This is a genomic window from Rhizobium skierniewicense Ch11 (genome assembly GCF_023757665.1).
Lineage (GTDB): Bacteria > Pseudomonadota > Alphaproteobacteria > Rhizobiales > Rhizobiaceae > Agrobacterium > Agrobacterium skierniewicense.
Window position 1 is genome coordinate 213,106 of the sequence record NZ_RXPG01000016.1, and the last position, 13,110, is coordinate 226,215.

At 57.2% G+C, this 13,110-nt stretch carries 11 protein-coding genes; 5 read left to right on the forward strand and 6 right to left on the reverse strand.

Annotated features, from left to right (window positions below):
- The first annotated feature begins 27 nt into the window (after window positions 1-27).
- Window positions 28-2,031, forward strand: coding sequence for an aldo/keto reductase (locus EKM04_RS13555; protein WP_183894960.1), 2,004 nt, complete (start codon window positions 28-30; stop codon window positions 2,029-2,031).
- A gap of 54 nt (window positions 2,032-2,085) precedes the next feature.
- Here the strand turns inward: EKM04_RS13555 and EKM04_RS13560 are convergent, their stop codons facing one another.
- Window positions 2,086-3,276 carry an AGE family epimerase/isomerase gene (locus EKM04_RS13560; RefSeq protein ID WP_183894962.1) on the reverse strand — a complete coding sequence of 397 codons (1,191 nt, stop codon included), beginning with the start codon at window positions 3,274-3,276 and terminating at the stop codon, window positions 2,086-2,088.
- 188 nt (window positions 3,277-3,464) lie between these two features.
- On the opposite strand from EKM04_RS13560, the gene EKM04_RS13565 reads away from it, so the two are divergent.
- Complete coding sequence (locus EKM04_RS13565; protein ID WP_174155546.1) at window positions 3,465-3,908, forward strand: RrF2 family transcriptional regulator; 444 nt, start codon at window positions 3,465-3,467, stop codon at window positions 3,906-3,908.
- A 35-nt stretch (window positions 3,909-3,943) separates the two neighbouring features.
- On the opposite strand, the gene EKM04_RS13570 is transcribed toward EKM04_RS13565, so the two are convergent.
- Both EKM04_RS13570 and EKM04_RS13575 read right to left on the reverse strand, forming a co-directional pair.
- On the reverse strand, window positions 3,944-4,468 hold the full coding sequence (locus tag EKM04_RS13570) for a flavin reductase family protein (RefSeq protein WP_183894965.1): 525 nt from the start codon (window positions 4,466-4,468) through the stop codon (window positions 3,944-3,946).
- 216 nt (window positions 4,469-4,684) lie between these two features.
- Window positions 4,685-6,022 (reverse strand): dicarboxylate/amino acid:cation symporter, encoded by a 1,338-nt coding sequence (locus tag EKM04_RS13575; RefSeq protein WP_183894967.1) that lies wholly within the window; start codon window positions 6,020-6,022, stop codon window positions 4,685-4,687.
- A 253-nt stretch (window positions 6,023-6,275) separates the two neighbouring features.
- On the opposite strand from EKM04_RS13575, the gene EKM04_RS13580 reads away from it, so the two are divergent.
- A complete protein-coding gene (locus EKM04_RS13580; RefSeq protein ID WP_234910907.1) occupies window positions 6,276-8,096 on the forward strand; it encodes an ATP-binding protein in 1,821 nt (606 codons plus the stop codon).
- Between the two features lie 4 nt (window positions 8,097-8,100).
- A complete protein-coding gene (locus EKM04_RS13585) occupies window positions 8,101-9,456 on the forward strand; it encodes a sigma-54-dependent transcriptional regulator (protein ID WP_183894969.1) in 1,356 nt (451 codons plus the stop codon).
- Between the two features lie 32 nt (window positions 9,457-9,488).
- Here the strand turns inward: EKM04_RS13585 and EKM04_RS13590 are convergent, their stop codons facing one another.
- From EKM04_RS13590 to alr, 3 genes are all read right to left on the reverse strand, one after another.
- A complete protein-coding gene (locus EKM04_RS13590; RefSeq protein WP_183894971.1) occupies window positions 9,489-9,968 on the reverse strand; it encodes a BA14K family protein in 480 nt (159 codons plus the stop codon).
- Window positions 9,969-10,103: 135 nt separating this feature from the next.
- The gene (locus tag EKM04_RS13595) at window positions 10,104-11,360 is read right to left on the reverse strand and encodes a D-amino acid dehydrogenase (RefSeq protein WP_183894973.1); all 1,257 of its coding nucleotides are present in this window, start codon (window positions 11,358-11,360) and stop codon (window positions 10,104-10,106) included.
- Window positions 11,361-11,367: 7 nt separating this feature from the next.
- Entirely contained in the window at window positions 11,368-12,522 is a 1,155-nt protein-coding gene (gene alr / locus EKM04_RS13600) for an alanine racemase (protein WP_183894975.1), read from the reverse strand.
- Window positions 12,523-12,647: 125 nt separating this feature from the next.
- Here alr and EKM04_RS13605 point away from each other — a divergent pair, with 125 nt between their 5' ends.
- Entirely contained in the window at window positions 12,648-13,109 is a 462-nt protein-coding gene (locus EKM04_RS13605; RefSeq protein ID WP_183894977.1) for an Lrp/AsnC family transcriptional regulator, read from the forward strand.
- Window position 13,110: the final 1 nt, after the last annotated feature.

Here is a 13,110-nt window from a genome sequence, read left to right on the forward strand (position 1 = left end):
TTCCAGACAATCGAATGAGGATTTGACATGACTGACGCTCAACCTGTCCGTTGGGGCATTATCGGCCCCGGAACAATTGCCCGCACATTTGCAGAGGGCATCGCTCACTCGAGGACCGGCAAGCTTGTGGCCATTGCCAGTCGCAATCCAGAAAAGCCGGGATTGGGCGATGGTTTTCCCGGCGCCCGGATCGTTCACGGCTACGACGCTCTTCTGGCAGATAGCGAGATCGATGCCGTCTATATTGCCACGCCGCATACAGGTCACGCCGAATGGGCCATCAAAGCCATTCGTGCCGGCAAGCACGTGCTGGTGGAAAAGCCGATTGCACTGTCTGCCTATGACGCGGATGCGATTTTTCACGAGGCGAAAAAAGCAGGCGTCTTTGCGGGTGAAGCCTATATGTACCGTGTGCATCCGCAAACCGCGAAGATCGTCGACCTCGTCAAAAGCGGCGTGATCGGCGACGTCCGCATTATCCGCACCAGCTTCGGTTTCAATATGGGTGGTTTCAAGCCTGATCATCGCCTGTTTGCCAATGATGCAGCGGGTGGCGGGATCCTCGATGTTGGTGGCTATCCTGTTTCCATGGCCCGTCTGATCGCCGGTGCCGCAACGGGGCATCCGGTTCTCGAGCCGGAAAAGGTGTCGGGCGTCGGTCATCTCGGTCAGTCCGGTGTGGATGAATGGGCGTCTGCCGTGTTGAAATTTTCCAACGGCATCGTTGCGGAAGTGTCTTGCTCCATCATGGCGCAACAGGACAACGTGCTGCGCATCATCGGCTCGCAAGGCCGCATCGAGGTGGAGGATTTCTGGTTTGCATCGGGTCACAAGGGCGGCGTCGGCAAGATCGACGTCATCAAAGGCAAGGACAGGCAAACCATCGACGTGAAAGAAGACGGTTGGCTTTATGCCTTCGAAGTGGATGCCGCTGGCACCGCCATTCGCAACGGGCAGCAGCAATTCGCGTATCCCGGTATGAGTTGGGCAGATTCGCTCGGTAATCTCCGCGTCATGGACCAATGGCGGGCTTCGGTCGGCCTGGAATATGGCGTGGAGACGTCTGCCAGGCGTGTGTCCAATATCTCTGGCGGGACGGTCGTTGCGGGCAATACCGTGCCCAAACGCACTATTCCTGGTCTTTCCAAGCCAGCCTCCGTCGTCGCGCTGGGCTTCGAATTCTTCCCGAATTTCGCATCTGCGTCTTTGACGCTCGATAGCTTCTATGAAGCAGGCGGCAATTTGTTCGACACGGCCTATGTCTATGGCGGCGGCAAGACAGAGAGCATATTCGGCGATTGGCACACCAGTCGAAACGTGCCGCGCGAGGAGATCGTCCTGATCGGCAAGGGTGCGCACTCGCCATTGTGCTACCCGGATATGATTGCCAAGCAGCTGGATCAATCGCTTGACCGGCTGAAGACGGATTATGTCGATGTCTACTTCATGCATCGCGACAATGTTTCGGTCCCGGTGGGTGAGTTCGTTGATGCCATGGACGCGGAGGTGAAACGGGGCCGCATCAGAGGTATCTTCGGTGGTTCCAACTGGACGCGGGAGCGGATGGATGAAGCAGCTGCCTACGCACAAAAGAACGAAAAAGCGGCACCAGCCGCCCTGTCGAACAACTTCTCGCTGGCAGAGATGCTCGACCCGATCTGGGCCGGATGCGTTGCGGCGTCCGATGACGGATGGAAGTCCTGGCAGCGTGAGCGGCAAATTCCAAACTTCGCATGGTCAAGCCAGGGGCGTGGCTTCTTTACCGACAGGGCAGGGCGTGACAAACGGGACGATGAAGAAATCGTGCGCGTATGGTATTCCGACCGCAATTTCGAGCGTCGGGACCGCGCCATCCAGCTTGCCAGGGAACTTGGCCGTCATCCGATCCACATCGCGCTGGCCTACGTCATCGCCCAGCCCTTCCCGGTCATCCCCCTCATCGGGCCGCGCACGATTGCGGAACTTGAGGACAGCCTGTCCGCACTCGATATCAAGCTGACGCCTGAACAGGTTCGTTGGCTGGAAGCTTGAGTGCATCGTTGCATCGACAATCGTCATCCTCGGCAAACCCAAGGGTGACGATTGTTACGGTTGCAAACCATGTTCGAGCATGTCTTCCGCCTCGTAGATGGCGCAGACGATGTGATAAAACGTGCTGGCCGGGGCGGGTTCATCGATCATCGGCGCGTCAGCAGGCCATTTATCGAACCACAGGCCAGGAACAGGCGTATCGAGAAACGGCTGTAGCGCACCGATGGCACGCAGCGCCGAATCCAGATATCGATAACGATCCTCGCCGTGGCTGACGCAGGCCAATCGCACGGCGGCCTTCAGCCACTCGGTTTGTGGCCACAGGCGCGCCAACGGATCGTGAACCGTAAAGTCGTCGTAAAGGCTCATGACTGCAACCTTGCGACGCGGGCATATTCCATAGGTCTCGCCAATCTCGAAGAGCCGTCTGGCTTTCGCGATCGCAGGGCTGTTTTTGCGCAGACTGCCCCAGCGCGTCAGAAGCCAGGCCCACTCGAACTGGTGGCCCGGCTCCATGATACGACCCTTTTCACCGGGCATCGGCGCCCAGTCGTGGTCGAAAAACTCACGCAGTCCGCCAGTTTCGGCGTCGATGAATTTATCCAGTGCCAGCTGCGCAACATCATCTGCCAATGGATGCCATGGTCCGTCCGGGTCAACGGTTTCCCATGCGAGCATCGCTTCGAAGAAATGCATGTGTGGATTGGAGCACAAAGGCTCGACCGGCGGATTTGCCTCTTCGAAACCCGCTTCTGGATGAGCGTAATCACGTTTGAGGACGTCGAGGATGTCGAGCGCGCGCTGGCGCATCTCATCTTTGCGCTGCGGGAAAACCATGGCGGTCTGGGCGGCAGCGAACAGGGCGAAAGCCTGATTGTAGAAATCGAAGGTGTCGTCGATAAGTTTGCCAGAGGCATCGGCGAGATTTCCGTAAAGCCCATTGTCCAGGCGATAGACTTTGTCGAACCAATGCAGTCCGTGATCGACAGCTTTCCGCCAGTCACCTGCCCAGCCGTTCTGACCTGCCGCAGCGTAGCAATAGGCCTGACGCGGTTGTACGCGCGAGCGGCGGTTGTCGCCAAGCATAGGCTTGCCGTTCTGGCCAATCCGTTCATGGAAGCCACCATCAGGCTTACCCGCTCCAACATCCCACCATATGGGGAGGGCGTCCTGATCGAGCCAGCGGCGTAGTCTTTTGACTTCGTCGGAAAGTTGGCGTGTAGCGCTCATCGGTTGATCTGTCATATCCATCCCGTTGTTTGCGTGCCTTTTTAGGTCGAGTTTATCAAAACCGCAACATTCCCAATCCCTGCGGCAAGGCAAAGTTCCATCGTCGAGGCTCGTCACAGTTCTCCAGACAGACCTTGTAATTCATTGAAAGTTCATGTGAGGCGGGATATGTGCTGTGATATCCTTAAGCGCGAAAGAGTGTAATGCTGACGAAAAAGGGAAAGTACGGGCTGAAAGCCATGATCGATCTGGCGAGCCTCGCCCAGGGCGAAACGGCTTTCGTCAGCGATATCGCCGCCCGCAACAACATTCCCAAAAAATTTCTGGATTCCATTTTGCTGGAATTGCGCAATGAGGGCATGCTGCGTTCCAAGAAGGGCCCCGGCGGCGGTTATGCGCTGTCAAAGGCGGCATCCGATATCTACATCGGTCAAGTCATTCGCGCACTGGATGGCCCTTTAGCGCCGATACGCTGCGCCAGTCGCTCGGCATTCGAAGCCTGCGAAGACTGTGATGATCCAGCGACCTGTCAGGTCCGCCGTTCCATGACAGACGTAAGAGACGCGATGGCATCCGTTCTGGACACGATGACACTGGAGCAATTCGCGTCCAATACAGGCGTTGCGGTTGCCGGACGGACAGCCTGATTCAGCGTGCCATTCCCTTGTGAAACCGGGGATGTCTAGCTGAGCTGTGCGTATTGCCCATTATGGTATACCAATGGCAAGCCGCTGCCCTGCTCGACCGCCAACACCCGCCCGACAATGATCGCATGGGTATGACGTTCGATGACGTCTTCAACAGCGCAGTCGATGGCGGCCAGCGCATCTTTCAGGGCGTAGGCTCCGCTTTCAAGCGTGAACCACTCTGATCCCAGATACCGCTCCGCTCCTTTCACGCCCCCGACGCCTGCAAAACGCGCAGCGACATCCTGCTGTTCTGCCGATAAAATGTTAACGCAGAAATGATTATAGCGAGCGATGATCGGCCAGGTCGACGACGACTTGTTGACGTTTACGATCATGGTTGCGGGATCCATGGACAGTGCCGTCGCAGAGGTGACGGTTGCTCCGGTACGGTTCGCACCGGTGCCAGCCGTGATAACCGAAACACCGCCAGCCAGAGAGCGCATTGCAACTCTCAGTTCGGCAGAATCGAATGCAGCCTTCTCGGTTTCTTCCTGTAGGTAGGTCACCGTCGCAGTCATTTTTTCCATCTCCGCAAGCTTCAATGCTCCGTGGAGACGGTATCAGTGCGAGGACATCGCGAAGAGCGAAGGGATTTCAATGTTCGTTCGGTTTATAGAAATCTGTCTTCGCCAAACGGGCTTAAGGGGCAAGCGCGAGCATCTGATGTTATGGACATCAAAAAAAGCCCACCCGGTTTCCCGGGCGGACTTTTGTCTTCGAAGCGTGTTTCTGGCTTATTCGGCTGGTTGCACCGTTGCGGGTGGAAGGTCGCCAATGTCGGTGGTCTTCTCACCACTCAGCATCAGGGCGAGCTGTGCTTCATCCAACTCACCTTCCCAGCGGGCCACGACGATGGTCGCAACTGCGTTGCCGACGAAGTTCGTCAATGCTCGGCATTCCGACATGAAACGGTCGATACCGAGAATGAGGGCCATACCGGCGACAGGTACGGATGGCACGACGGACAATGTCGCGGCCAGCGTGATGAAGCCTGCACCCGTGATGCCCGCTGCGCCCTTTGAGCTCAGCATGGCCACCAGCAGCAAAAGAATTTGCTCACCCCAAGAAAGATGGATTCCTGTCGCCTGCGCAATGAAGAGGGCTGCCAGCGTCATATAGATATTGGTGCCGTCAAGATTGAACGAGTAACCGGTTGGAATGACGAGACCGACGACCGAGCGCTTGCAGCCTGCTTTTTCCATTTTGCTCATCAGGCCAGGCAGAGCGGCTTCCGAAGACGATGTTCCGAGAACGAGCAAAAGCTCTTCCTTGATATATCGGATCAGCGCAAGGATCGAGAAGCCGTTGTAACGGCAGACTGCGCCCAGAATGACCAGCACGAAGAAGAACGAGGTGAAATAGAAGGTGCCGATCAACGTGGCGAGGTTCGTTACGGACGAAATGCCGTACTTGCCAATGGTGAACGCCATGGCCCCGAATGCGCCGATTGGCGCGGCCTTCATCAGGATCGCGACCAGTTTGAAGATCGGATACATCAGCGCATGCATGAAGTCGACGACAGGCTTGCCGCGATCTCCGACGACACCAAGCGCAATACCGAACAAGACCGAGAAAAATAGGACCTGAAGAATGTCACCATCGGCGAAGGCACCGACGATTGTCGTCGGAATGATGTTCATCAAGAAGCCGGTGATCGACTGTTCGTGAGCTTTCGCGGCATAGGTCGCGACTGCGCTGCCATCCAGCGACGCAGGGTCGATGTTCATGCCAGCACCGGGCTGAACGACGTTGGCAACGATCAAGCCGACGATCAGCGCCAGTGTCGAGAAGGTCAGAAAGTAAATCATCGCCTTACCGGCAACGCGACCAACCTTTTTCATGTCATTCATGCCGGCAATGCCGGTTGCGACGGTGAGAAAGATAACGGGTGCGATAATCATCTTGACGAGACGGATAAATCCGTCGCCAAGGGGCTTCATCTGCTCACCAATGCCAGGCGAAAAGTGACCCAGAGCAATGCCTGCGCCGATGGCGACGATAACTTGAAAATAAAGATGCCGATAAAATGGAAGTTTAACGTGGCTGTCGGCCACGGTGTTGCTATCAATCATGTTAGTCCTCCTCGGACTGGACCCTGCCGTGCGGCCTCCCGGGTCTGCCGTTCTTGGTTCCACGGTCCATGACCGTTGGAAACACTGTCAGCAATTCGCGTGCCAAGCTCCTATCCTCTGAACAACACATTGATAAAGCTCAATAATATTTTAAGAGTTTTTACGACTAGATCCAAACGTGCAGATTTTCGCGCGGATTTTCTTGTTATTTGTGTAGAAATCCGCACAATGATGGCTTCGGTGAGAAAAGCTGATGTCACAAGACTTCGACACATCCCGTATGCGCTGGATCGCTTTCATAGCGATGTGGATCATCATTGCCATCGGCGCCTTTACAGCCGCCGATAAGGTCGGTCGCATCAAGGCAATGAAAACGCTTGCGGCCACCGCAACCACCGATGCCGAACTGAAATCCGCGCTTCTTAACGTGGCGCTGGAACGCCCGCGCGTCCTTCCGCTCGTCTTGTCGCGTGACAAGGATCTCATGGAAGCTCTGGAAGCAGGCGGACCGTCCATCGAGCGGTTGGATCGCAAGCTCGAAGGTCTGATCGAAGGCACGCAGGCCTCGGTCATCTACGTGGTCGACAAGGATGGTGTGACGGTCGCGTCGAGCAATTGGCAAAGCCAGGAAAGTTTCGTCGGGTCCAACTACGCGTTTCGCGAATATTTCCAGGGTGCCATGCGCAGTGGCGCGTCCGAGCATTATGCGCTGGGCAATGTCAGCCGAAAGCCCGGACTTTACATCTCCAGACGGGTGGACACGGCACAAGGACAGGCACTGGGGGTCGTGATCGCAAAGGTCGAATTCAACCGCCTGGAAGCAGACTGGAGCATCGGCGGCAGACCCGTCTTTACGGTCGATGCAAATGGCGTTGTCTTGATGACCAGCATTCCAGAATGGCGGTTCACAACCGTAGCGCCGATCGAGCAAGCGCGGAGGCAATCGATTGCAGACAGTTTGCAGTTCGGTGACGAGAAGCTGTCTCCGTTGCCGATGCGTGTCGTTCATAATCTCGGTGACCATGTCGTGATCGTCGATGTCGATACCCCTGCCAAACTCAAGGGTGAATATCTGAGGCTGGAGCTTCCGATAGCAACGACCGCGTGGTCGCTTCACTATTTGCAGCCGATCGCCGCAACCACGAATGCTGCCATTCGCGAGATGCGAACGATTGCTGCGGCAAGCCTTATGCCGCTGATTGCTTTTTCCGCCATCTGGATGTGGCGCAGACAAAAGGCGGCACGTGAGCGTGCTGCCGCCGAACATGATCGCACGGAGCTTGAACGCCGTGTTCAGGAACGGACCATAGATCTGACCATGGCGCGGGACCGGCTTCAGGCGGAAATCATCCGGCATGAGCAGACGACCGAAGAACTGCAAAGCGTGCAGCACGAATTGGTCAAAGCCAACCGCCTGTCTATTCTCGGGCAGGTGGCCGCAGGCGTTGCGCATGAGATCAACCAGCCGGTTGCGACCATCAGGGCTTTTGCGGACAATGCGCGCGTGTTTCTCAGACGCGATCGCAAGCAGGATGCCGACGAAAACCTTGAAAGCATTGCATCTTTGACGGAGCGGATCGGCGTTATCACCAGTGATCTGAAAATACTGGCGCGAAAAGGGCGGACTGCCGCCGAGCCGGTCAGCATTCGTCTCGTGATAGAGGGTGCCGTGATGCTGCTGCGCAGCCGCTTTGCCGGACGCATGGATGCGCTGGATATCGAACCGCCCGCTGAAGATATGATGGTATCGGGAAGCCGAATCCGGCTGGAGCAGATCCTCATCAACCTTCTGCAAAATGCCTTGGAGGCGGTTGAAGACAGGCGTGATGGCCAAGTCGTGGTCCGCGTCGAGGAGGCGGACAATGAGGTCGTGGTGTCGATTGCCGATAACGGCCCCGGCATCGCGCACGACATCCAACAGCAATTGTTTTCGCCATTCAATACGTCGAAGGAGGGTGGGCTTGGACTTGGTCTGGTCATCTCCCGGGACATCGCCTCCGATTATGGCGGGCGGATCGAGGTCGAGACGGGTGAAGATGGCACCCGGTTTTCTGTTTATCTGAAGCGAGTGTAACAAGATGACCGACGGAACGATCTTTCTCGTGGATGACGACTCCCAGCTTCGCAAGGCCATGCGGCAGACACTCGAGCTTGACGGCATGACCGTGATGCCGTTCTCTCGGGCCGAGCAGGCATTGGACGCTCTTTCCGATGCGTCTGACGGGGTTGTCATCACCGATGTGCGAATGCCCGGAATGGATGGTCTGCAACTGTTCGAGCGTGTACGGCAGATCGACCCTGATTTGCCTGTCATTCTGATGACCGGTCACGGTGATGTTCCCATGGCGGTGGCAGCGCTGCAAAGTGGGGCCTATGATTTCATATCCAAGCCGTTTCCGGCAGAGCGAATGGTCGAGAGTGCGCGCCGCGCGCTTGAGAAACGTCGGCTTGTCATGGACAACCGAGCCTTGCGCCGCAATGCCGCCGAGGTACAGGATGATCTTCCGCTCATCGGCCAGACGCCCGCCATGGAGCGCCTGCGCAATACGCTGCGCCACATTGCCGATACGGATGTCGATGTTCTCGTGGCTGGCGAAACGGGAAGCGGGAAGGAAGTGGTCGCAACCGCCCTGCACCGGTGGAGCAAACGGCGGGTCAACGGCAATTTTGTCGCGCTGAACTGCGGCGCGCTGCCCGAAACAGTGATCGAAAGCGAATTGTTCGGTCATGAGGCCGGAGCCTTCACCGGTGCTCAGAAAAAGCGGATCGGTCGCATCGAGCACTCCAGCGGCGGCACGCTGTTTCTTGACGAAATCGAGAGCATGCCACCCGCTGTTCAGGTCAGAATGTTGCGCGTCTTGGAAATGCGTCAGGTCTCACCGGTCGGCTCCAACGAAGAGAGGTCGGTCGATCTTCGCGTCGTTGCGGCTGCCAAGGTCGATCTTGGCGATCCCGCGCAACGCGGCGACTTTCGCGATGACCTCTATTATCGCCTGAATGTCGTTACGCTCTCCATACCACCCCTTCGCGAACGCCGGGCCGACATTCCGCTGCTGTTTTCGCATTTTCTGAGAAAAGCATCCAGCCGTTTTGGCATGCCGATACCATCGATGACGTCATTCGTTTCCAGGCATCTGAATGATCACGACTGGCCGGGAAACGTCCGGGAACTTGGACATTTTGCAGAGCGGGTCGTGTTGGGCCTGGAGGGCGTCGCATCTCACAGACTTCTGGATTCCGACGAGAACCTTGTGGTCGGAACGCTCGCAGAAAAGATGGACAGGCACGAGGCGCGGATCATTCGGGAGACGCTGGAGAAATGCGATGGTGATGTCACCACCACGATTGGTGCGTTGGGCATCGCGCGCAAAACCTTTTACGACAAGCTGCAACGCCACAACATCAACCGTGCGGACTTCACCCGAAAGGGATGATGCCGCACGGCCTGATTTTCAGGATTTACCGATTAACCGGCCACGCAGAAGTGGTTCTGGCCGTCGTAACCCAGATACGTTCCCGTGCGTGAATTGAAGCTGCCATAACGCTGCGAGCAGTAGTTAAACCAAGCCCGCGTCCACGGCTCCGCAGTGCGATAGACGGGGCGTGGCTGGTAAGCGGGGCGTGTGTCGTAAACCGGCTGCGCGCGGTAGACCGGGCGTGGGGCAGGGCGATAATAATCGTCGTCCGGCTGGCTATAGACATAGCTGGGCTGATACGCGGGATAACGGCGTACAGGCGGGTCGACATAGACGGGTTCATCGGAATACCGAGGCTGGGCCAGCGCTGACCCGACCGCCACGCCAGCCGCGAGACCCAGCACGCCGCCGACAAGGGCTGCGTCACGGTTGCGGTGACGCCAATCATCGGCATGCGCCGCATTCAATGGGACCATGGCAGTTGCAGAAACGGCAAAAGCCAGAAGCGTTTTAGCTGCGAAAGAGGCCATTTTCTTATCCATCCAGGTGGCATGTCTGCCAGTTGTTACGCAATGGTTAAGATTTATCGTCCGCAGGCTGAACCCGCGCTGAATGAATTGTGGCGGCTCAGTGGCGCTGCATCACCGCCGATCCAGTCTTGTTTGTCATGCAGCGTAACGGCTGATGGCGAGGTCTGCGGTCTCGATCTCCGGCTTGTTGCCGCTGACGATATCTGACAGCACCCGTGCCGAGCCGCACGCCATGGTCCAGCCCAGCGTGCCATGACCCGTATTGAGGTAAAGGTTTTGATAGCGGGTGGCGCCTATGACGGGCGTACCATCCGGTGTCATAGGGCGCAGCCCGGTCCAGAATTTTGCCTGTGACTGATCACCAGCTCCGCCGAATAGATCCTCTATCGAATGGGTCAACGTTGCCTGTCGCTTGGCTGGGAGGCTCTTACTGAAGCCTGCAATCTCGGCCATGCCACCGACACGAATGCGGTCACCCAGACGGGTCATCGCGATTTTATGTGTCTCGTCCATAACGGTCGAAACGGGCGCGCGCGCCGCATCAATGATCGGCACCGTAATCGAGTAGCCTTTTATGGGGTAGACAGGAAGGTCTATCCCCAGATGCTCGACGAACTTCGGGGTGTAGCTGCCCAGAGCGCCAACGAAGACATCAGCCTCCATGGTGCCTTTCGTCGTCACGATCGCCTTCAGGCGGTTGCCTTCCGTGATCGGGCGCGTGATGCCGGTATCGTAAAGGAACTTTACACCCGCCTGCTCGGCAAGCTTTGCCAGCTCTGTGGTGAACATGAAACAATCCCCGGTCTCGTCGCCGGGCAATCGAAGACCACCCACGATCTTGTCCTTGGAGGATGACAGGCCAGGCTCCACCGACGCGCAACCCTCGCGGTCCAGAATTTCATAAGCCACGCCGCCTGCTTTCAGAACCGCGACATCCTTGCCTATGCCATCGAACTGCTTTTGCGTGCGAAATACCTCCAACGTGCCCTGGGTCCGCTGGTCATACTGAATGCCCGTTTCTTCGCGCAGAGCCATCAGGCAATCGCGGCTGTATTCAGCAATGCGCACCATGCGGCTTTTGTTGATCGCGTATCGCTGTGCAGTGCAGTTGCGCAACATCTGGCTGATCCACCGTAACGCGGCCGGATCGAGCGTAGGCTGGATTATGAGCGGGGAGTGCTGCATGAACAGCCATTTCAAGGCTTTCACCGGAATGCCGGGGGCTGCCCATGGGGATGAGTAGCCCGGCGAAACTTCACCTGCATTGGCAAAGCTGGTTTCAAGTGCCGCCGCAGGCTGGCGATCGATGACGGTCACCGAATGACCGGCCTTTGCCAGGTACCATGCCGATGTAACGCCGACGACGCCGGCTCCGAGAATGATGATGTTCATGATGCTCTCACTCGCCTCTATCAGTTGCGCCAGCCTGTTCTGGCTGGATATAAGTGCGGCTGTAACGCTGGCCGAGACCCGTCAGAATTTCATAAGCAATTGTATCCGCATCCCGGGCAATCTCTTCAAGCGATTGGTCGGGCCCGATGATCTGAACGAGACTACCGTGCGTCAAGGTTCCCTCCGGCAATGCCGAGATGTCGATGCTGATGCTATCCATCGACACACGTCCGGCAATGGGAAGGCGCACGCCGTTGAAATAGGCCGCGCCCCGGTTGCTCAGCGCGCGGGGAAGCCCATCTGCATAGCCTGCTGCGATGGTGGCCAATCGGGTTTCGGTCGATGTGCGCAGGGTGCCGCCATACCCGACCAGCGTGTCGGCTGGGACGGTACGTGTCTGCACAACCGCGACATCCAGGCGCACCACGGGTTTCATCGGGTTTGGACGAGCCGAAGACGGAGCGCCACCATAAAGAGCAATGCCGGGGCGCATGACGGCGTTGTGATAATCTGCACCGAGAAAGATGCCGCCGGAATTTGCAAAGCAAACCGGTGCATCCGGAAACAACAGCGATGCTTCACGCATCACCATGAGCTGCGATCCGTTGGCTGCATGGTCGGGCTCGTCCGCACAGGCGAGGTGGCTCATCACGAATACAATTCTGATGCCATCCAGCAGTTCAGGCGATGTCTGGAGCGCTTCGATTTCAGACGGTGCCATGCCCAGTCGCGACATGCCGGTGTCGATCTGAAGGGCGGCTCGCAGCGTTTTTCCCAGAGTTTTTGCATAGGCCGACCATTGCGCCAGCTGTTCCAGCGAGTTGATGACGGGCGTCAGTGACATGGCGGCGCAGGACGCTTCATTGCCGGGCTGGAGCCCGTTCAAAACGAAGATGTCAGCATCGCCCCTGATGCGATGGCGCAGTGCGATGCCTTCATCGATATGGGCAACGAAGAAGTGGCGGCAACCCGCATCGTAAAGCACGGGCGCGACGACCTCGGCACCAAGACCATAGGCGTTCGCTTTTACCACGGCGCCAGTGACGGCGTTAGGGGCCATTGCCCTCAGCTTCAGATAGTTGTCGCGCAGGGCACCAAGGTCTATGGTCAGATAACCGCTGGCACCGCCACTCGCCTTTTGGCGACTGATTGTCATGTCCATCATCGTTCCCTTGTTATTTTCTAACAGACTATTGCAACGATCATCGAATTTTCGCAGTTTGATATGTCGATCATTCGAAGAATATCGATTCAACGCAATATTCGGTGGTAAAACGGAATGATTTTATGTCGTCTTTAGACTCTACCGATCGTCATATCATCCGCGTCCTCAGACTGAACGCCCGCATCAGCAATGCCAAGCTGGCGGCAGAGGTCGGTTTGTCGCCGTCTGCCTGCCTGCGTCGGGTCGACATTCTCGAGCGCGAGGGTGTTATTCGCGGCTATACGGCCTTGACGGGAAATGCAGCGGGAGGTGAGGTCATCTCTGTCATCATCCAGATCACGCTGGATCGGCAGACAGAGGATTTTCTCAATCGTTTCGAAAGCGCCGTGCGTAGGTATCCCGAAATCCGCGAGTGCTATCTGATGACCGGCGGGTCCGACTATTTCCTACGAGTAGAGGTGGAAAGTGCCGGTGATTTCGAGCGGGTTCATAAGGTTATTCTGTCGAAGCTACCAGGGGTTTCGCGCATTCATTCCAGTTTCGCCATCCGTAACGCATTGGCCAGCCCCAAGCCAAGAGGCTGAC